This is a genomic window from Bradyrhizobium sp., assembly GCF_035570375.1.
In the GTDB taxonomy this organism is placed as follows: domain Bacteria; phylum Pseudomonadota; class Alphaproteobacteria; order Rhizobiales; family Xanthobacteraceae; genus Bradyrhizobium.
This window is the reverse complement of the sequence record NZ_DATMLW010000217.1, coordinates 1-21,297: the sequence shown is the minus strand read 5'-3', so window position 1 is coordinate 21,297 and position 21,297 is coordinate 1. Positions and strand designations below refer to the sequence as shown.

10 protein-coding genes are annotated in these 21,297 nt (G+C 62.4%); 9 read left to right on the top strand and 1 reads right to left on the bottom strand.

Annotated elements, in window-relative coordinates; genetic code table 11:
• The first annotated feature begins 111 nt into the window (after nt 1–111).
• From VNX23_RS23850 to VNX23_RS23810, 9 genes are all read left to right on the top strand, one after another.
• A complete protein-coding gene (locus tag VNX23_RS23850; protein WP_325634031.1) occupies nt 112–7,149 on the top strand; it encodes an Ig-like domain-containing protein in 7,038 nt (2,345 codons plus the stop codon).
• Nucleotides 7,043–12,724, top strand: coding sequence for a beta strand repeat-containing protein (locus tag VNX23_RS23845; protein ID WP_325634030.1), 5,682 nt, complete (start codon nt 7,043–7,045; stop codon nt 12,722–12,724). The genes VNX23_RS23850 and VNX23_RS23845 overlap by 107 nt, the downstream gene beginning before the upstream one ends.
• Nucleotides 12,725–13,259: 535 nt before the next feature.
• A complete protein-coding gene (locus VNX23_RS23840; RefSeq protein ID WP_325634029.1) occupies nt 13,260–14,060 on the top strand; it encodes an efflux RND transporter periplasmic adaptor subunit in 801 nt (266 codons plus the stop codon).
• 12 nt (nt 14,061–14,072) lie between these two features.
• Nucleotides 14,073–14,396: a DUF3467 domain-containing protein gene (locus VNX23_RS23835; protein ID WP_325634028.1), complete on the top strand. Its 324-nt coding sequence runs from the start codon at nt 14,073–14,075 to the stop codon at nt 14,394–14,396.
• Nucleotides 14,397–14,434: 38 nt separating this feature from the next.
• Nucleotides 14,435–15,283, top strand: coding sequence for a hypothetical protein (locus tag VNX23_RS23830; RefSeq protein ID WP_325634027.1), 849 nt, complete (start codon nt 14,435–14,437; stop codon nt 15,281–15,283).
• A complete protein-coding gene (locus VNX23_RS23825; protein WP_325634026.1) occupies nt 15,201–16,061 on the top strand; it encodes an HlyD family efflux transporter periplasmic adaptor subunit in 861 nt (286 codons plus the stop codon). The genes VNX23_RS23830 and VNX23_RS23825 overlap by 83 nt, the downstream gene beginning before the upstream one ends.
• Complete coding sequence (locus VNX23_RS23820) at nt 16,006–16,350, top strand: HlyD family secretion protein (protein ID WP_325634025.1); 345 nt, start codon at nt 16,006–16,008, stop codon at nt 16,348–16,350. Before VNX23_RS23825 ends, VNX23_RS23820 begins: the two co-directional genes overlap by 56 nt.
• An 8-nt stretch (nt 16,351–16,358) precedes the next feature.
• On the top strand, nt 16,359–18,509 hold the full coding sequence (locus tag VNX23_RS23815) for a peptidase M50 (RefSeq protein ID WP_325634024.1): 2,151 nt from the start codon (nt 16,359–16,361) through the stop codon (nt 18,507–18,509).
• Nucleotides 18,502–20,529: a preprotein translocase subunit SecA gene (locus tag VNX23_RS23810; protein WP_325634023.1), complete on the top strand. Its 2,028-nt coding sequence runs from the start codon at nt 18,502–18,504 to the stop codon at nt 20,527–20,529. Before VNX23_RS23815 ends, VNX23_RS23810 begins: the two co-directional genes overlap by 8 nt.
• A gap of 181 nt (nt 20,530–20,710) precedes the next feature.
• On the opposite strand, the gene VNX23_RS23805 is transcribed toward VNX23_RS23810, so the two are convergent.
• Nucleotides 20,711–21,136, bottom strand: coding sequence for a DUF4399 domain-containing protein (locus tag VNX23_RS23805; protein WP_325634022.1), 426 nt, complete (start codon nt 21,134–21,136; stop codon nt 20,711–20,713).
• Between the last annotated feature and the right edge of the window lie 161 nt (nt 21,137–21,297).

Here is a 21,297-nt window from a genome sequence, read left to right as displayed (position 1 = left end):
CAACCGTATGGAGGGATGTGGCCCTTACTCAAGTAGGGCTGCGCCGCGCGAGGGGCTCGCGCAACGCAGCTTCCATCAACGTGGGGGGCAGAGTGATGGGCTTTTGGGTCAATGGATTCGCGCGCCGACGACAAGAACAAGAAGGAGCAAGTCGCCGACACGCCGGTGATGTTTGAGACACTCGAGCCGCGCATTCTGATGAGCGCGACCCCGGTCGTCTTGTTGCCCTCAACCCCGCCTGCAACGACAACAGTTGAAGCCAGCAGTTCCCACCCCGCCATCGTGCAAGAAACCAACGGGGCGCAGTTGTCGGTTTCGCTCCACGGCCAGGGCGCCTGGCAGATTACCGATGGTCCGAGCGGTTTGCAGCTCACGGTCACCGGCACCAATGCGAACTCGCAGCTCACCTTGTCGACCGGTTCGGGCGCCCCGCACTTCCTGCTTAACGGCATCGATATTCAGGCGGCGATCGGGTCGGTGTCCGGCCAAAGCGTCGACGTGCAGGGCAACTTCACCGCCGAAGGTGCGATCAGCAGCGTGTCGCTAGGCGATTTCAAGCCGAATTCGCAATTTCATTTGCAGAGCCTTTCCCCGACCGCCGACGTCGACCTCGGCAACATCACCGATCTGAACCTGACCGCGGCGGGTGCGATCGGCAGCCTGGCGGTCAACAGCTGGATCGCCGACGGCAACGCGCCGAGTCAGATCACCGGCACCAGCATCGGCCAATTGTCGAGCCAGGGTAATTTCGGCGCGTCGCTGTCGTTGTCCGGGGCGCTGGTGCACACATCGCTCAATTCGGTATCGGTGGGCGGCGCGATCACCGGCGGGCTGTGGTACGTCGTCGGCGATACGGGCAAGATCGCGGCCGGCTCCGTCGCGCAGGATTGGGACGGCGACTTCACCAACTCGGTGCAGGAACTGTCGACCTCCGGCGACTTCGACGGCCAGATCGCCACGCCGCGTCTCACCGAGCTTGACGTCGGCGGCAATCTCTCGCACGCGCTGCTCTTGATCGGCGCGGACCTTGGGGCTGACGGCAAGATCGGTGGCACTGGCGCCAATGCCGATCAATTCGGGCAGGGGGAAATCGACCAGTTCTCCGTGGGCGGCTCGGTGATCGGCTCGCGTATCCGCGTCGGCGTCGATCCGGTCGACGGCGTGCTCGACGACGGCAGCAACACGCTGATCGGCGGTACGGCAAGCAAGATCGGAAAGTTGACGGTCGAGGGGACGATCGACGCCGCGAGTACGTTCGTCGCCGGCGCGTTCCCGCGCCAGGTGTCGATCGACGATATCAACGTCGATCCGCTTCAGGACGGCCACTTTCACACCACGCCTATCGACCTGCGGCCCACCCTCAGCGCTCTGCTTGCCGGCGACACCGGCGTAAGCGCGACCGACGCCATCACCAGCAACGATACCGTCGCCGGCAAGATCGCCGCGGTCGACGGTGTCGGCAAGCTCGTCGCCGGCTTCGACGCCGAGGCGCCGTCGGCATTTGCCGATCTCACCAAGCAGATCAATGCAGACAGCACCTTCACGCTGACCCCGGCGTTGTTGGCACAGCTCGCCGGCGGAACGCTCGCCGACGGCCCACACACGCTGCACCTCATCGCGACCGACATCTTCGGCAATGCGCGCGCGTTCAATGTGCAGTTCACGCTTGCGACCAAGGCGCCATCGATCACCGCTGGCCTCGCGCACGATACCGGCTCAAGCGCAACCGATGGTGTCACCAGTGACGACACCATCAGCGGCACGGTGGCAGCGTTCACCGACGCGATCGTCAGGTTCAGCGGCGGATTCGATTCCGCCCCGGCATCGAGCTTTGTCGATTTGTCCAAGGCGATTAACGCCAATGGATCGTTTACGCTCACTGCTGCGCAGCTTGCCAATATCGCCGGCGGCACGCTCGCCGACGGCAAGCACACGCTGCACCTGACTGCGGTCGATCAGGCCGGCAACGCCACGTCTTTTGCCGTCAGCTTCACGCTGGATACCGCGGCTCCCGTGGTGACGGTCACCAGCGCACCCAATAGCGTCACCAACAATGCCAACCTCACCATCAGCGGTACGGCGACGACACCCGATGCGGCATTCGGCGACACCCTCAGCCTGACCGCGCAGCTTGCGGGCGCGACCGGCAAGCCCTTGAACGTGGCCTTGGGCAGTGGCGGGGTGTTCACGCTGACGGCGCAGCAATTGGCCGGGCTCTCGGGCGCCACCAAGCTCGCGGATGGGTCCTACGCGGTGCAATTGACCGCAACCGATGCCGCCGGCAACGCCAGCACCACGACCGTCAGCTTCACGCTGGACACGGCGGCTCCCGTGGTGAAGGTCACCAGCGCACCCAATAGCGTCACCAACAATGCCAACCTCACCATCAGCGGCACGGCGACGACACCCGATGCGGTATTCGGCGACACGCTCAGCCTGACCGCGCAGATTGCGGGTGCGACCAGCAAACCCTTGAACGTGGCCTTGGGCAGTGGCGGCGCGTTCACGCTGACGGCGCAGCAATTGGCCGGGCTCTTGGGCGCCACCAAGCTCGCGGATGGGTCCTACGCGGTGCAGTTGACCGCAACCGATACCGCCGGCAACGTCACCACCACCACCGTCAGCTTCACGCTGGATACCGCGGACCCCGTGCAGCAGTGGGATCAAATCACGCTCAGCGCCATTCAGGCGGCCGCGCTCGATCCGGCATCGGCGTCGCGCGTCCTGGCGATCGAGAGCGTCGCCGTGCTCGACACCATCAACGCGATCGACGGCACGCCTGCCTTCATGGTCCAGGCGACCGCTCTCGCCGGGACCTCGGCGGACGCGGCCATTGCAACCGCGGCGCATGAGGTGCTGGTAAATCTGTTCCCCGGCCAGGCGACCTCGCTCGACGCGCAGTACCGGGCGGCGCTCGCGAATATCGGCGACGGCTCGACCGATCAAGGTAAGGCCAACGGAATTGCACTCGGGCTTTCGGTGGCAGACCAGGTCTTGGCATTGCGCGCCAATGACGGCTCGCAGGTGATTGGTCAATTCGACGACAGCACCCAGGACGGACAATGGCGCTCGACCGGGCCGACCTTTGGACTCGCAATCCGTCCGGAATTCGCCAACGTCACGCCCTTCGTTTTGTCGAGCCCGAACCAGTTCCTGTCGACGATTGCACCGCCGCCCGGGCTCACCAGCGCCGAATATCTGGCGAGCCTCTCGGAGGTTCAGTCGCTCGGCAGCGCCGGCAGCACCACGCGCACCGCCGATCAGACACAGAGCGCACAATTCTGGGGCGATAATGGTGGCACGCTGACGGAGGCCGGGCAGTGGAACCAGATCGCGGAGCAGGTCGCGCTAAAGCAAGGCAGCAGCCTTGCCGACGAGGCGCGGCTGTTTGGCGAGCTCAATGTCGGCTTGGCCGACTCGGCGATCGCCACATGGAATGCCAAGTATAATTTTGATCTTTGGAGCCCGGTTAGCGCGGTCCAAAAGACCTCCGATCCGAACTTCACCCCGCTCTTGAACACGCCGGAAGAGCCGGAATATGTCCAGACCCAGGCCTCGATGAGCGCAACCGCAGCCGACATTCTCGGCAGCTTCTTCGGCCAGAACGTTGCCTTCTCGGCAATGTCTGCGTCCGGCGCGACGCGCAATTTCACGAGCTTCAGCCAGGCCGCGCAGGAAGCGGGGCGCAGTGGCATCTTTGCCGGCACTGACTTCCAGTTCTCCAATGTCGCCGGCCAGGCGCTCGGCCGGAACGTCGGCGATGCCGTGCTCAAGACGTTCGACCCGACCAATAACACTTCACCGCCAAAGGTCGAGTTCGACCAGCCCACCACGGGTCTCGTCACCAACAAGAATCCGGTCATCACCGGCCATGTGCTCAACGATCTGTCCGGGGTCGCCTCGCTTGAGGTGAAGATCGACAACGGCACCTTCGTGCCGGTGACCTTCGACAAGACCGGCAAGTTCTCAGTGCCCGTAAACTTCCCGCTCGACGGCTCGGCGGACGGCCAGCACACCGTGACATTCCTGGCCAAGGATGTCGCCGGCAATACGACGAACCCGCTTACCGTGAACTTCACGCTGGCGAGCCAGTCGCCGCAGATCAACTTCACCAATGGACTCGCCGACGGCGCGCTGCTTCAGGCCGGAACCGGCTTGACCGGCAACGTAACGACGTCTGCCGGCGTCGCCGTGACCGGCCTTTCATATTCGTTCGACGGTGGAACTTCGACCTCGGTCGTGTTCGACACCACCGCGCATAACAGCTTCAATCAGGCGTTCGACCTGTCGAAACTTGGCGTCGGAATGCACACGCTCACGGTTACCGCAAGCGATGTGGCTGGCAACGTGACGACACAGTCCTTTTTGGTCGCGCTGTTGAAGCTCATTCCGCTCACGATCACGAGCGTCAATCCGGCCGACGGAGCCGGCACTGTCGGGGTGACCTTCCGTCCGTTCGTTACGTTCTCGCGCGCGGTCGATGTCTCGACGCTGACCAGCGACAGCTTCTTCCTCACCGATTCGGCCGGCAACAAGATCGCGACCACGATCGTGCCATGGGCCGACCACATGCATGCATGGTTATTCCCGTCCGGGGAAGGCCTGCCGGGTGGTCAGACCATCACCTTGCACGTCGACGGCAGCAAGATCGTCGGTGCCGCCGACGGGCAAGAGCTCGATGCCGCCGGCACCGGCCAGCCCGGCAGCGTGTTCACGACCTCCTTCCAAACGGTGAACAACGCCGATGTCGCCGGCACCTCGATCAGCGGCCAGATTCTCGATCCCGGTCCCCAATTGGATATCGGCACCACCGACACGCCCCGGCCGATCGCTGGCGTCACCGTCTACATTCTCGGCCACGAGGACGAGGCGGTGCAGACCGATGCGCAGGGCCGCTTTACCTTCGCATCCGCCCCGGTCGGCGACGTCAAGGTCGTGATCGACGGCCGCACCGCGACCAATAATCCGACCGGCGTGACCTTCCCGGTGCTGGTCGTCGACCTCAACGTCAAGCCCGGCCAGGACAACACTATCGAGGGGAGCCGCGGCTCCGTCGAGTCGCAGCTCGCCAATACCGACAACCAGCAGCTCTTCCTGCCGCGGCTGTCGACTGACGTGATGCAGACGTTGAACCAGAATGCACCGACCGTGCTGCACACCACGGCCGATTCCTCGCCAACCCTGACGCCCGAGCAACTGCAGGAGATGACGCTCACGGTCGCGCCGGGCTCGCTGATTGGTGAGGACGGCCAGCCGTTGCCGCCGACCGCGCAGGTCGGCTTCAGCGTGGTACCGCGCGACACCATCAAGGACATGCTCCCGCCCGGCCTGTCGCAGCATTCCTTCGACCTGACCATCCAGGCGCCGGGGCTCTCCTCGTTCACGACGCCGGCACAGCTCACGCTGCCCAACGTCTTCAACCTGCCCCCGGGCAGCAAGACCAACCTGCTCACCTTCGATTACACCACCGGGCGGCTGGAGATCGACGGTACCTGCACCGTCTCGGCCGACGGCAAGACCGTCACCACCGACCCGGGCTCGGGCGTCACCAAGATCGGCTGGCACAGCATGACGCCGGCAGGGTCGATGACGAGCAACACCCCAATGAAACCGCCGACGTGCAGCCTCGGCAACGTCGTCAACCAGATAGCTGACACGCTCATTAGCGATGGGCTGAAGGCGGTACGGGCACTCAAGGACGCCTTCCCCGCCGGGGCGATCCTCGCCAACGGCCTCACCGTGCTGAAAGACGGTTACAATCTGTTCCAGACCGGATCGACGTTCATCAACAACTTCAATGCGGGAACCTTGACCCAGGCCCAGGCGAATGCGACCGCCAAAAGCCTCAGTTCAGCGCTTAGCGACCTGATTTCCTTAAGTGCCGCAACCGCCATGGAGGCGGAAGGGCCCTTAAAGACGTTAAAGACGGCGCTTGCCGTCGCACAGCCGATTGCCGATGCCATAGCCGCCGCGCTTCACAAGATCGACGAGGACGGCTGCGCGACCAGTTTCTTGGCCAGGTTGGTGCTTAAGGGCGCGGAGGGGCTTTTCGACACGCTCAATAACCTGCTCAAACGCGCCAACGATTTGATCACGGATATCGAAAAGGGAGTCATCGCCGCCATTGGAAAGATGGCGTCCGATCAGTTGCAGCCGATTTTGACAAAGATTCTCTCTATCCAAAACAGCTCTGGCTCGGGTCCGAAGCCCGCGACTTCGCAACTGAACCGCTTTGATGCGACGGCCGGCGACAGCACCGATCCGATCGCGCAGGGCCTCGCAGAACTTCCGGCCGATTTGCAGCAATTGTCCGATACGCAAGCCGCGATCACAGATTTCCAGCAAGTTCAGCAGCAATTGCCGGACGACAACCAACTGGGGACCGCGTTCGATCAAGCCTACAACGTGTTGGCAGGCAGCCCGCCGAATGCGCCATACGCGTTCTTCCTGCCCGACGGAACCGTCATTCGCGGCACCTCGGACGCGAACGGATCGGTGCAGGCGTTCCTGCCGCCGAACACGACCTATCAATTCGGCATCGTCGACGCCAGGTACAACACGTTTGCGATGGTTACGGCGTCAACCGGGCCGTCGGGTACGCCGTCCAGCTTGCCTGACGTTCTTCACTTCCAGAGCTTCGACGGTCTGCCCGACAGCAATGGCGACGGATTGCCGGACGCCGTGAAGGCTATTCTCGGCCTCAACCCGACCGGACCGATGGACCAGATCGTCAAGGGCATGACCGACCTCGAGGCGCTCGACGAGGGCCTGAACGCGACCTCAACATCCCTCACCACGACCACCGGCATTGTCGCAAGCGTGCCGCTTCAGGGCGAAGCCAAGGCGGTGGCGCTCGCCGGCTCGACCAACGGCAGCAATCAGCAGACCGCCTATGTGGCGACCGGCAGCTATGGCCTTGCCATTCTGGATGCGACCAACGCCAAGAATCCGGTTCTGCTCAGCCAGCTCAAGCTCTCGGGCAACGCTGTGGACGTTGCAGTCGATTCCAGCCTGAAGATCGCCGCCGTTGCCACCGGCAGCGTTGCAGCTCATCGATGTCGAGAATGCAACGAGCCCGAAGCTCCTGGAAACCATTCCGATCAACGCCGACCAGGTCAAGATCGTGAACGGCATCGCCTACGTCAATGACGGCAGCACACTGGATGCCATCGATCTCGTTTCTGGCCAGGTGGTGCAGTCGATCCAGCCCGAGGGAGCCAACGCAGGACCCATTACGGGCCTCGCCGTCGAAGGCTCCATGCTCTATGTGATGGACAACGACGGCAACAATCGGCTCAGCGTGGTCGACATCAGCAGCGGTCAGATGGTGCTGCGCGGGTCGACGACCGTTCCTCTCATTAACAACATTCCGGGAGAAAGCGGTAAAATCACCGTCGGCAACGGCATTGCCTATGTCAATGACGGGGCTGCCGGTTACGTCACGATCGACGTCAGCAATCCCGACGCGCCGACCGTGTTGGCCTCGGGTTCGTTCTCCGACGGCATCGTCGGTGACGCCATGGCCATCAACGGCTCCGGCCTTGCCGTCACGGTCGGCCAACTCCGCTTCACCCCAGGATCGCCGATCCTGTTCGATGTTCTCAACGCCTCCAATCCGACCACAACCAATCAGTTCATTACCAGCTTCACGCTGCCGGCCAATCCGTTCGACGTAGCGATCGGGGAGGGCACCGCCTTCGTCGCCGACGGCACAGGCGGCCTCCAGATCGTCAACTACGAAGCGACCGACACCAAAGGTGTCGCGCCGACGATTCAGGTGTTGTCGACGCCGACCAGCATCAATCCGTCGGCACCGGGCGTCCAACTGGTGGAAGGCCAGCAGGTCTCCTTCAATGTCAAGGTCGCTGACGACGTGCAGGTGCGCAACGTGGAACTGGTGGCTACGGCCACAGATCCCGTCACCGGCCTGACGATCACAACCGTTCTGCAAAATAGCGTGACGTTCCCATTCAACATCTCTGGCGTGTTGCCGACCATCAGCGAACTGGATGGCGCGACGAACGTCACGCTTCAGGTACGCGCGACCGATACCGGCGGCAATATTGCCCTGTCGTCGCCGTTCAATGTGACGCTGGTGCCCGACACGACGCCCTTGACGCTCGTCAGCCAGAGCCTGCATGAGGGTGACATCCGCACGACCGATCCCGGTCAGGTGGTTCTTACCCTCTCCAAGCCGGTCACCGAGCTGGAGGGTGGCTCGTTCGTCCTCGTCGGGCCGAACGGAACACAAATTCCGCTCTCCGTCGGAAGCCACGACAACGGTAAGACGGTCGAGATTGCCTATAACCAAAGTCTCGCTCCTGGTCAGTACAAGCTCGAAATCGACACGTCGACGATTACCGATGCCACGGGCAACACGCTCGGAACTAGTGTTCTCACGACCGATTTCACCGTCGAACAGTTCACCGACAAGTGGATCGGCCCGGTCAGCGGCGGTTCTTGGGAAGATGCGGCGAACTGGAGCGCGGGGCGGGTTCCTACCGCGACCGATGATGTTTTCATCGGCCTCGGAAACACGGCTTCGCTGTCGGTCACCGGAAACGAGAGCGTTCACTCGCTCGCGCTCGTCGGCGGAGGCACGCTCTCAGTCCTCCAGGGCTCACTCAACGTGGCCGACGCCGCCAATGTTCAAGGCACGCTCGATATTGCGACCGGCACCACCTTCGTCGCCGACGGTATGACCGGCCTGACCAACTTGCAGATTGGGCCGGGCGGAACGCTCGCGGGCACTGGTACTGTGGCTATAACGGGTACGGCGACGGTAGAAAATGCGCTGATGCTCGGTTCGGGCACGACGATCATTCAGGGAGTCCTGAACATCGCCGGCCAGCCGTCCGGTCAGGGAATCTCGGCACTCGGGCTCGACGATGGACGGGTCCTGGAGAATCAGGGCACGATCAATTGGCTCGGCGGCAACATCAACCTCAATAACAATGACACGGGCGAAGCGGCCGCCGGGACGATCCGCAACGATGCCGGCGCGACCTTCAACGCCGCTCCGACCTTCGGTGGATCGATCTTTGCCAATCAGTTCGCTGACGGCGATACGGGCCAATCTGCCCTGTTTGACAATAAGGGTTCGCTGAACACCGGTGGTACGGGTGGATTCAGCATCTCAACCGCATTTACCAACAGCGGCACGATCACCGTTGCGGCGGGCGATCAACTGTCGATCGCCGGGAACGTCTCCATCGGCGGGACCGTTACCGGCGCGGGCAGCATAGAAGTGACGAGTGGAAGCGTAAGCATCGCGCCTGATGCCACCTACACCGTCGCCGAAACGGGCGTGACCGGTGGAACGCTGACGATCACCGGCACGCAATTCGTCAACACCCTCAGTGTCGCCGGCCCTGGAACGATCGTGGCCAACGGCGCGCTCGAGGTCGGCACGCTGAACATAGGCACCTTCAGGCTGGAGGGCGGCGGAACGCTTGCCGGCACCGGAACCGTTACCGTTTTGGATCAAGCAAATGTTTCCGACGGACAAATGATCGGGCCCGGCAGAACCATCATTCAGGGCACCCTGACCATCAGCACGCCGCCGGTAGACCCATCCGGCCTTGGGATGGGACTTGATGACGGTCGCGTGCTGGAAAATCAGGGCATCGTCAACTGGACAGCCGGCAACATCGATCTCAATCCCGACGACACGGGGAATCCCGCTGCTGGCATGATCATCAACGACGCCCAGGGGACCTTCAACGCGATGCCGTCGGGAGGAGGATCGATCCTCGCAGAAAACTTCGGCGACGCCGATGACGGCCAGTCCGCCGCATTCGACAATCGCGGCACGATGATCGTCAGCGGCCAGGGCGGAATCGACGTGTTCGTCCTGCTCACCAACAGCGGCACCATCGACGTTCAAGGCAGTTTCATCGAACTCAATGGCGGCGGCACTCAGTCGGGATTGTTCACCGGCACCGGCGCCATCGGGTTTGGCGGTAACGGAACCTCCGATTTCACTGCGACCTCCGTCATCAATGCTGCGTTAGTGGATTTCCAGGGTAGCGGAGTCAGCGCCAATCTCGGTGGCACGATCTCGGTTGCTTCCGGTAACCGCCTGTCGATCTTCGGCAACACGTTCGACATCACGGGCACCATTGCGGGATCGGGCAGGGTGGCGTTCGGGGCTGCAAGCGCGACGATCGAATCCACCGCCATCTACACCCCCGCAAACACGAATGTCTTCACGGGAACGCTGACGATTGCGGGTGCGCGCACGCTCGCCGCGCTTGGCATTTCCGGCGACGGAACGGTCGTGGACAACGATTCGCTAACCCTTGGTTCTCTATCCCTGGATGGTGGGATCTTGACGGGGTCGGGTGTGGTCACCGTCACCGGCACCACGGATTTATCAGGCGGTGCGCTGATCGGAACCGGCACGATGATCGCCCAAGGTGGCCTGACGATTGAAGCGTCAGGTATCACTCTCGCAGGCGGCTGGACATTGGAAAACCAGGGCGTCGCCAACTGGTTCGACGGCGCAATTCAGTTCGGTTTGGTTACTGTTGCGTCGACCTCTACGGGTTCATCACTCAAGCGCAACTCCGCCACGTTGCTTGACGGGATCCTGCAAAACGACGCCGGAGCCGTCTTCAACATCGACGTCAACGATCCGTCCTTGACTACTGCACAGATGTCCTGTGTCGACGGTCCCTCCGCAGCGCTGTTCAACAACCAAGGCACGGTCAACCAGACCGGAGGCGCCCCCGCAAGCATTGGGGTGACATTCTTCAACAGCGGTATCGTCAACGTCGGTGACGGCGTGAGCGAGGAGTTCACCGGACCATTCACCAACACCGGCACCGTCGTGCTCGGAGCCACGGCGACTTTCCTGGTCGACGCCGATCCCGCTTTCGGCAGCCTGCAGAGCCAGATCGTCTCGGGCTTGACACCAGGGAAAACGCCGATCCAGATCACGGAGGGCTCGACGGTGTCGTTCGCACTCAGCGTGACAGACAAGGCAACGATTGCCAATGTCAAATTGGTGAGCATCAACCCTGACGGGACGACGACTGTGCTTGCGACCAGCACAGGGGCGCCGTTCAATCTCTCCGCGATGCTGCCAACCTTGCAGGCCAACAGTCCGCAGTTGACTTTGCAAATCCGCGCCACGGACAACCTCGGCGTGGTGAGGCTGTCGGACCCGATCAATCTGCAACTGACCCCGGCCAACGTGCCGCTGGCGCTGGTCAGTCAAAACATCCACAACGGCGATGCGTTGACGACGCCTGCGCCGCAATTCGTCTTCAACTTCTCGGCTCCACTCGATCCGAACACGGTGAACGCATCAACGTTCGCTCTCATCGGTCCGAACGGAGTGGTGCTTTCGCCTGCCGACATCAGGCTGGCCGACTTCAACCGGCAGGTTGTGATCACCTACGCGCCATTGCAGTCCGCTGGACAATATTCCTTCCGTCTTGATGCCACCAAGGTGACGGACAAGGCAGGCAATCCGCTCGGCACCGATGTGCTGACGACGCAATTCAGCGAGACGCCGCAATTCAGCGACACGTGGATCGGTGCGACCGGAGGCGATTGGAACAACGCCGCCAATTGGAGCGCCGGGGCGGTTCCGACCGCCAACGACGACGTCCTGATTAGTCTGGGTCCAAACCAGACCGTCACCTACGATTCGACAATCGCGTCGGTCCACTCGCTGGTCATGACCGGCGGTGCCACGCTGTCGGTCAATTCCGGCCAGCTCTCCACGACATCCTATGTGAGCATCGACGGTACATTGAGCGTCGCCGGCGAGTTCGACAATGATGGCGTGGCTGTGATCGGCTCGCTCAGCCTCGGCGGCGTGCTGGGTGGCGCCGGCAAGGTGACCGTTACCGGCGCGACCACGGTGACCGGCGGCGAAATGAAGGGAACGGGCACGACGGTCACGCAAGGATCGCTCTCGATCGCTGCGTCCGCTAATGCTGACCCTAATCTCGAGCTGGTCGGGATGACGCTCGATGGTGGCCACCTCCTGATCAATCAGGGGCAGGCGACCTGGACCAGCGGCGACATCAACCTTCAGGGTGCCGATGGATCGGAAGGCATGATCCGAAACGAAGTCGGGGCGACATTCACGTCGATTCTATCCGATTTCACGTTCTTGCAGACCAACAATGACAGGACGACGACGCTGTTCGATAACCGCGGCACGTTTGTTATCGCTGGCAGCTCCGGACCCAACATCTCCGTGGGCTTCCAGAACGACGGCCTGGTCGACAGCACGGAAGGCCAGAACTTTGGCGGCGGCGTTCCCTTCCAAGGTAGCGTGACCGGCAACGGCGAGTTCAAGAGCGACGGCGGCGTGGTCTTCTTCTTCAACGATCTGGACCTGACAGGTTCGATAACGACGACGCAGCAGCCACCGGAAGTCGAGGTGATTGGAAACACCACGTTGGAGTCTTCGGCCGTTTGTTCCGTCACGTTGTCGAATACTTCCGGGGTCTTCGGTATCAATTCAGATATTCTGATCACAGGTGCCGCCGCGCTCAACGGTACGCTCAACGTCAATCTACCTCCGAACTTCACCGCGACTTTGGGATCACGTTTTGTGGTGCTGGAGGCCGATGGTGGCATCAGCGGAGCCTTCTCGACCATCAACCTTCCGCAACTCGGTAACGGGATGGAACTTGTACTCGATGCGAGCAACCCGAACCAGGTCGCCTTCGTGGTGACCAGCAGCGGCAAGGCCGCGGCATGATGTATGTATCGCGGCGATCGTTGGCGGGGGCGGACGTGATCGGTGCAATCGCCGCCGTCGCCGATCACGGGCAGGGTTGCGCCGGACACGACTGCGCCGACACTGGTGAGCCAGAACAACATGACGGGGGCGCAACCGTCGCCACGTCGTCATCAGCGGGGCTGCCGCGACGATCGAGGGTGCCACAGCCTCGCTTGCGGGCTCGATCGCCATCCCGGATTCCGCGAGCCTGCTACTCGAAGGTCAGGTCGACGTCACCGGCGCTGTGACCGGCGACGCCAGCACCCGACTTCCGCCTCGATGTGGTCCGCGCATGACCATGACCGGCTCGGCAAAACGCATATGTGCGGCATCGGTGATGCCGAAAGCGATCTGTGCGATACCAGCGACCCGACCGAAATCGCGCACAAGTCTTGATGGGATCCTGATGAGCAGACGCGGTTGCAGGTTTTGCGTGGGAAGCGCGGCACTCTGTTTCGTGCTGTTGGCGGCTGGACCGACGTGGGCACAGGATGCGCTCACGCGGAGTCCGGCGTTGCCGACAACGGATGCGGTTGTGGCCGATGAAAGCTTTGATTGCGTGATCGAGCCGCAGCAAACGGTCAAGCTGTCGAGCGCCGTTTCCGGCGTCATTCGAGAGGTCACGGTCGATCGCGGCGCCGCCGTCAAAGGAGGACAGGTCGTCGCCAGGCTCGAGGCTGGCGTCGAGGAAGCCAATCTGGCATTGGCGCAGGCCAAGGCGTCAAGTGACGCGACGATCAAATCCGCCGAAGCCAAACTCGATTTTCTGCAGCGAAAGCACGTGCGCACCGAAGAGCTCGTCGCCAAAAACGTCGCCACGACAGCCACATACGAAGAAATCCTCGCCAATGCCCGGATGGCGGAGCAGGATCTTCGGATCGCCCAGCTCAATGCTCAGATAGCCCAGCTCGAAGTGAACCAGTCCCGCGCCGTTGTCGAACAGCGCGTGCTTCGCGCGCCGTTCGACGGCATCGTGACCGAGGTTCTCCTGCATCCCGGCGAATATCGCAACGACCAGTCGCCGGTTCTGACGTTGGCGCAGGTCGATCCGTTACGGGTCGAGGTGTTTGTGCCGACCCGTTTCTACAACCAGATTCGAAATCAGGCGTCGGCCGTGATTGAACCGGAGGCACCGATCGGGGGGACATATTCCGCGACGGTGACGGTGGTCGATCGCGTCCTCGATGCGGCGAGCGGTACCTTCGGGGTTCGTCTCAAGCTGCCAAACCCGGAGCATCTGTTGCCGGCCGGTTTGAAGTGCAAGATCCGGTTTCCGGTTACGGCTGCGGAAGCTACGCCCGTAAATCAAGAGTGAGGGATTAGGGTGATGAGCATCTCCACAAGCGAGCCCGCGGCGACACCCGCAGCGGTGACCAACGGTCATTCAACCGCTACCGACAAGGGCAAGCTTCGCCTGGATACGAGCGACCTGAAGAGTTCCTATTGCAACGTCTGCAACGCAAGCAGCACCAAGGAAGAGATCGTTCTTAGTCTGGGGATCAATCGCAACTGGGAGCTTGAGCTGAGTGGCGAGGTCGAGGTCCAGTTGCTGCACCGGATCATTCTCAGCCCATTCGCCGCCAAACGTCTCGCCCAGATGCTGACCAGCCTGATTGGCGATTACGAAGCGCGACACGGAGAACTCCGCTGACAGCGCAGGATTGACGATCGGCGGCGGGGCACGGGTGGATGCACGACCTTAACCGAAATCCTCAACAAGAAGGCGAGGCCGCGCGCAGTCTGAATCTGGCCGGCGACGGCCGCCTCGCCCCGGGATCGGCCGGTCTCTGGGAAATCATCTCGCGCGGAACGTCCGATGCCGGCGAGTTCTATTCTGCGTGGCTCGGGCTGCAATGCGGCATGGTGGGCGGGGTTACGGCTGGGCTTCTGTTGTTGCGCAACAAGCCGCATCCCGATGTCCCACCCTTTTCGCCGGCGGCTGCATGGCCGGACGCCCAGCGTGATCTGAACCAGCTTGCGCAGGCGGCACAGCAGGCCGCCGGGGAGCGCCGCAGCGTGGTCGCGCGCTGCCACTCCGGTACGCTTGGCCAAATGCAGCCGACCGGGATCATGGTGGCGCATCCGATCGGTTCTGGCGGCGACGGACCGTTTGCGATTATCGCGGTTTCGGTCGGACCGCGACCGGGCCTCGATCCGCAAGCGGTGGCGCGGCAACTGGCCTGGGGCGCGGGCTGGCTTGAGATGCTGCTCACCCGCCAGCGCGCGGACGAAGGCGCACAGCGCGTGGCACGCGCGGCGATCGGGTTAGATCTGTTGGCGGTCGCCGGCGAGCACCGGCGACTTGAAGCCTCGGCGATGGCGCTGGCCAATGAGCTTGCCGGCCGCTTGCACTGCGATCGCGTGTCGGTCGGCATCGTCAATCGCCGCCGTAACGGCGTGCAGCTCAAGGCGATCTCGCACACTGCGACTTTTGTGCGCAAGAGCCAGACGGTCGATGGAAGAGACGCTGGACCAAAACGCCGTCGTGAGTTTTCCGCCAACCCCGTCGACCGAGCGCCGCATCGCGGTTGCACATAAGAGTCTTGCCAATGCGGCCGGGGGCCGCGCGGCGGTTGCCTCCGTGATCTTGCCGAGCAGGGGCCGCTCAGTCGGTGTCATCACACTCGAGCGCCATCGTGACGAAGCTTTCGATGACGCCGCCATCGAACTTTGCGAAACCGTGGCCAATCTCGTCGGGCCTATGGTCGACTTGCAGCATGACAAGGGCCGCATGATTTCGGGGCGGGCGGTCGACCTCATCCATGACGGCGTTCAGCGCTTGTTTGGTCCACGCCATCCCGCACTCAAGCTTGCCATCGGCGCCGTTGTCACTTTGGCAGCAATTCTCGCCGTTGCTACCGGCGTACATACGGTTTCGGCCAAGTCGGTTACCGAAGGCGTAGTGCAGCGCGCGGTTGTCGCGCCGTTCGACGGCTTTGTTAACAGCGCGCCGATCAGGGCCGGCGATACCGTCCACGAAGGTGACGTGCTTGCAAGCCTGAACGATAAGGATCTGGTGCTTGATCGACTAAAGGCGCGCAGCGATCGCGACCGCTTGATACAGAAACATCGCGATGCGCTCGCCAAGCACGATCGGCCCGAAATGGTCGCACTGTCGGCGCAAATCCATCAATCGGAAGCGCAACTTGCGCTTGCCGAAGCAAAATTGGCGCGCACGCGATTGACCGCGCCGTTCGATGGTATCGTCGTTTCCGGAGATCTCAGTCAGAGTCTCGGATCGCCAGTGGGAGCGCGGCAAGGTGCTGTTCGAGATCGCGCCGCTGGACCGCTATCGAGTGATTCTGCAGGTCGATGAGCGTGATATCGGGTATGTCAGCGTCGGCCAGAGGGGCAGGTTGGCGCTCGCCGGTCTCCCCGGGCGCCCGCTGCCGCTGACGCTTACCAAGATCACCCCGGTCGCGGTCGCGGAGGAGGGCAAGAATTTCTTCCGCATCGAAGCCCGTCTCGAGGACAACGCCATAGCCTTGCGGCCCGGCATGGAAGGCGTCGGCAAGATCGAAGTCGGACGCGCGCGCCTCGTCTGGATATGGGCGCATCCATTGATCGAATGGCTGTGGTTGGCCGCGTGGAAATGGATTCCGTGAACTAGCCGATGAGCAGCCAGCCATTTTTCAGTTCCTCCTGGTATCGCGTCGCGGCCTTGCGCCCGAAGCTTCGCGATAATGCGCTCGTTCAGCGCCATCGTTATCGTGATCAAGCCTGGTATGTGATTGCAGACCGGCTTTCGGCTCGCGTCCACCGGCTTTCGTCGGCGGCTTATCTTTTTGTGGCGCTGATGGATGGCCGGCGCACGGTCGACTCGCTGTGGTCCGAAGTGGTGCGCCGGAGCGGTGACAGCGCGCCCTCGCAGGACGATATCGTGCAATTGTTGTCGCAGCTCCACGGATCGGATCTGCTGCAGGCGAGCAATTCGCCGGATTCGCTCGAAGTCTTCGAGCGCTATTCGCGCCAAAAGCGTTCCCGCATCTGGCAGATGCTGCTTAATCCGCTGTCGATGCGCATCCCAATCTGGGATCCCGATGCGTTCCTGGAGCGAACGGTTTCGCGGGTTCGCCCGCTGTTCGGTTGGTTCGGCGCCTCACTCTGGATCGCGGTTGTGGTCCCGGCGCTGGTGCTGGCCGGGCAGCATTGGTCGGAGCTGACCGAAAACGTCACCGATCGATTGCTGGCAACCGAGAATCTGCTGCTGCTGTCGCTGGTTTTTCCGATCGTCAAGGTGCTGCACGAACTCGGACACGGTTACGCGACCAAGGTCTACGGCGGCGCGGTGCATGAACTTGGGGTGCTGTTCTTGATGGGGATGCCGACGCCTTATGTCGACGCGTCGGCTTCGTCGAGTTTGCGGAGCAAATACCGGCGCGCGCTGGTCGGCGCCGGCGGCATGATTGTCGAATGCTTTGTGGCGGCGTTGGCGTTTTACGGATGGCTTCTGATGGAGCCCGGCGCCGTCCGCACATTCTGCTTCAACGTGGTGGCCGTAGCGGGCATTTCGACGATCGTCTTTAACGGCAATCCGCTGATGCGTTACGACGGCTATTATATACTCTCGGACCTGATCGAAATTCCCAATCTGGGCGTACGTTCGTCACGGCTGTGGACCGCGCTGGTCGACAAATATCTGTTCAGGGTCGCCGACACGCGGCTTCCTGCGGGCGCGCCGGGCGAGTTCAAATGGCTCATTGGCTATGCGCCGGCGGCCTTTATCTATCGGTTGTCCGTTCAATTCGGGATGGCACTGTTCCTTGCCAGCCAATATTTCATCGTCGGGGTTCTGTTGGCGCTGTGGAGCGTCGCCACCAGCGTGGTGCTGCCGGCGTACAAGGCGCTGGCATACGCGTTCGTCAATCCGAAGCTGACCAAGGTGCGTAAGCGCGCGGTCGGGCTGACGCTGGGATCAATCGGTGCCGCAGCGGTCATTCTGGGCCTGATTCCGTTTCCCCTGCATACTTCGACCGAAGGCGTTATCTGGCTGCCGGAGAACGCGATCGTACGGGCGGGAACCGACGGGTTTGTCCGACATCTCCTGGTTGACCCCGGTACTTTCGTGCGTGCGGGCGAGGCGTTGATCGAGACCGAGGAGCCGCAGCTTCGCGCAACGCTCAAGACGCTGCAATGGCGGGTCGTCGAATTGCAGTCCGTCCTCGACGCGACGCGGTTTTCCGATCGTGCTCGAGCCGAAATCGCAAGCATCGAGCTTGCTTCCGCGCAGTCGGAAGCGATTCGTGAGCAGGAGCGGGCAAGCCGTCTGGTCGCGACAAGCGGCGCCGAGGGTGCCTTTCTGTTGGCGAAATCCGAAGACCTGCCGGGACGCTTCTATCGCGAAGGCGAAGTGCTCGGCTACGTGACGCCGCCGTCAAGCAACATCGCACGTATTGTTGTTCCGCAGGACGATGTCGAACTGGTGCGAAACCGCCTGCGCAGCGTTAGCGTAAAGCTTGCCCAGAATGTCATGGAAACATATCCCGCGATACTTGTTCGCGAGGCGCCGGCGGGCCGAAACGAACTGCCCAGCAAGGCGCTGGGAACGTCGGGTGGCGGCGCATCCGCGGTCGACCCCGGCGATCAGCGCGGCCGCAAGACCCTGCAGCGCATTTTCCAGTTCGATCTCGAACTGCCCCCGGACACGCCTGCGGCAGCGTTCGGCAGCCGCGTCTATGTACGCTTCGAGCACGAATGGGAACCGCTGGGCTTCCAATGGTTCCGCCGCCTTCGCCAATTGTTCCTGGCGCGCCTCAATGTTTGAGGCCATCTTACCGTCGCGTGAATTGTGGCCCGGAGCCGAAGCGGTGGGGCCCTATGCGGAGCGTGTCGAACCCGAACAGTCGAGGATCGACCGCTTTATTTCCGAAGGCTATGCGGCACTCGGCGCGAGGCTAAAGCGTAAGGGCGGCGCCCAACTAAGGCGCGTGGCCGACGCGGTCGATGCCGCGGCCTTCGAATTTGCCGCGACGACCGATGCGGGGTTGCTTGCCGCAGCCGGCCGGCTGCGCGCCGAGTTGACGCGGCATGGCTTCGAACGATCAATCGTGGTCCGCGCCTTCGCCCTGATCCGCGAGACTTCGGCGCGGCGGCTCGGCCTGCGGCATCACCGCAGCCAGATCATGGGTGGCTGGGCAATGCTCAACGGCGGGCTTGCTGAAATGGAAACCGGAGAGGGCAAGACGATTACAGCGTTGCTGCCTGCGGTAACTGCAGCACTTGCCGGTAACTTCGTCCACGTGATTACCGTCAACAAATATCTTGCGGAACGCGATGCGGAGCAGACGCGCCCCGTCTACGAGGCCCTTGGGCTCACGGTCGGCCTGGTGCGACGCGAGCAATCGACCGAAGAGCGGATCGCGGCTTACGGCTGCGACGTCGCGTTCTGCACCAACAGCGATCTCGTATTCGACTATCTGCGCGACCGCATGGCGTTGGGCCACCGTCGCGGGCGGGCGCGTGTTCTTGTCAACGGTTTGCTGGACGGGAAGGGGAGGGCAGAACGCTCCTTGCTGCTGCGTGGCCTTCACTTCGTGATCATCGACGAGGCCGACAGCGTTCTGATCGACGAAGCCAAGACGCCGCTTATCCTGTCCGGCGGCGACGACAAGCCCGACGTCGAGCGTTACCAACTGGCCCTGGGGTTTGCCGGTGAATTGGCCGACCTGGTGGATTTCTCCGTCGACGAGAGCCGAAATTCGGTCCACCTCACGCCACGGGGGCGTCAGCGCCTCGCTGAGATGGTCTCGAAGGCTTCGGCGGCCGATTTCCTGTGGCAATCACGCCGCGCCCGTCATGAGCTTGTCGAACAGGCCCTCTCCGCGCTGCATCTGTTCCAATTGGACAAGCATTATATCGTGGCAGATTCCAAGGTGCAGATCGTTGACGAATACACCGGGCGCGTCATGCCAGATCGTTCGTGGGAGCGAGGCCTGCATCAGATGATTGAGGCCAAAGAAGGCTGCGAAATATCCGGCCAACGCAGGACTCAGGCACGGATCACCTATCAGCGGTTCTTTCGGCGCTATTTGCGGCTCTCCGGCATGTCCGGCACGGTCGGAGAGTCAACCGGCGAGTTTTGGGCGGTCTACGGCTTGAAAGTCGTTCGCATTCCGACCCACCGCCCGCTGCGCCGGCGTCACCTCGGAACGCGCCTGTCGGCAACCGATGCGGAAAAATGGAAGCTGGTCATCGAGCGGGCGCAGGAGATGCGCCGCGTTGGCCGTCCGGTCCTGATCGGAACGCGATCGGTCGCGGCATCGGAGCAGGTCAGTCGGCTGCTGTCGGAGGCCGGCCTGTCCCACGAGGTGCTCAATGCCCGACAGGACAAGCAGGAAGCCGACATCGTCGCAGCGGCGGGCCAGGCCGGCCGCATCACGGTCGCCACCAACATGGCCGGGCGTGGCACCGACATCAAGCTCGACACGGAGGTGATCGAGGCCGGCGGTCTTCATGTGATCCTTACGGAATTCCATGAATCCGCGCGCATCGATCGTCAACTGTTCGGCCGCTGTGCGCGCCAGGGCAATCCGGGCACCACAGAAGCCATCGTTTCGCTCCAGGACGAGCTGTTTCTGCGGTTCGTCGCGCCGCGTCTGCAGCGCCTTGCGGGATGGATGGCCGCCAATTTTCGCAGTGGGCGCATGCCGCGGCTGCTCGGCGGTTTGCTCCGCTGGATCGGCCAGCGCAATGCCGAGCGTCTTCATTCCAAAACCCGCCGTGAAACCGTCGAGCAGGACAAACGTTTCGACAGGAGCCTGGCATTTGCCGGAAAGTCGGAATGAAGCGGTCGAGTGATGCAGGTACAGGATCGGCTGTTTCGTCGGAAAAACCGTTGAAACCATTCAATGCGACCGCCCTCCGAGCGCACCACCTCGAAAAATCGACATTGATATCAATCGCCACGCGGATGTTTTCTCCGGGCGAAAGCCCATGATGCCCAAGTACGCGCAAGGCGCCTGATTGCTATTTGATCGTGACGGTAATCTTTTGTGAGACGAGCGGCGGGCTGAAAGGATAGTGACCGGCATCGCCCAGAACCAATTGCAGAGTATGCTTGCCGGGCGGCAGTTCGATACGGGCCTCCGTCTGGCCGGCCCCGAAGTGCATATGCGCCTTGTCCTGGGGGATCGGTTCGTTTGGATTGAGGGGTTCGTTGACATCCACAAGCAAGTGATGATGACCGCTGTTCGGGTAGCTGTCACCGGCATGGGTCACGCCCATGTTGCGCAGGCCGAAGCGGCACCAGAACGCGCCTTTGATGGTTGCGCCATCCTGCGGCCAGACGAAATACAGCAGCGCTTCCTTCCCCGCAGGCTTTCCCTGTGCATGGGCGGCCGCGGACGGCAGAGCCAGCGCCGCTGAAAGCACGATCAGGCGGGCGATGCTCATTGCAAATACTCCTCGCGATCTTAAGGGGAGAGAGCCACCCGGAAGCCGTGGGTTGGATAGCGCACGTTGGTATCGTAGCTGTCGCGGTTCGCCGGCCGGATGTAGCGGGCATCATTCTTCCACGATCCGGACCTGATGACGTGCGAGGTGCAGTCGTTGCC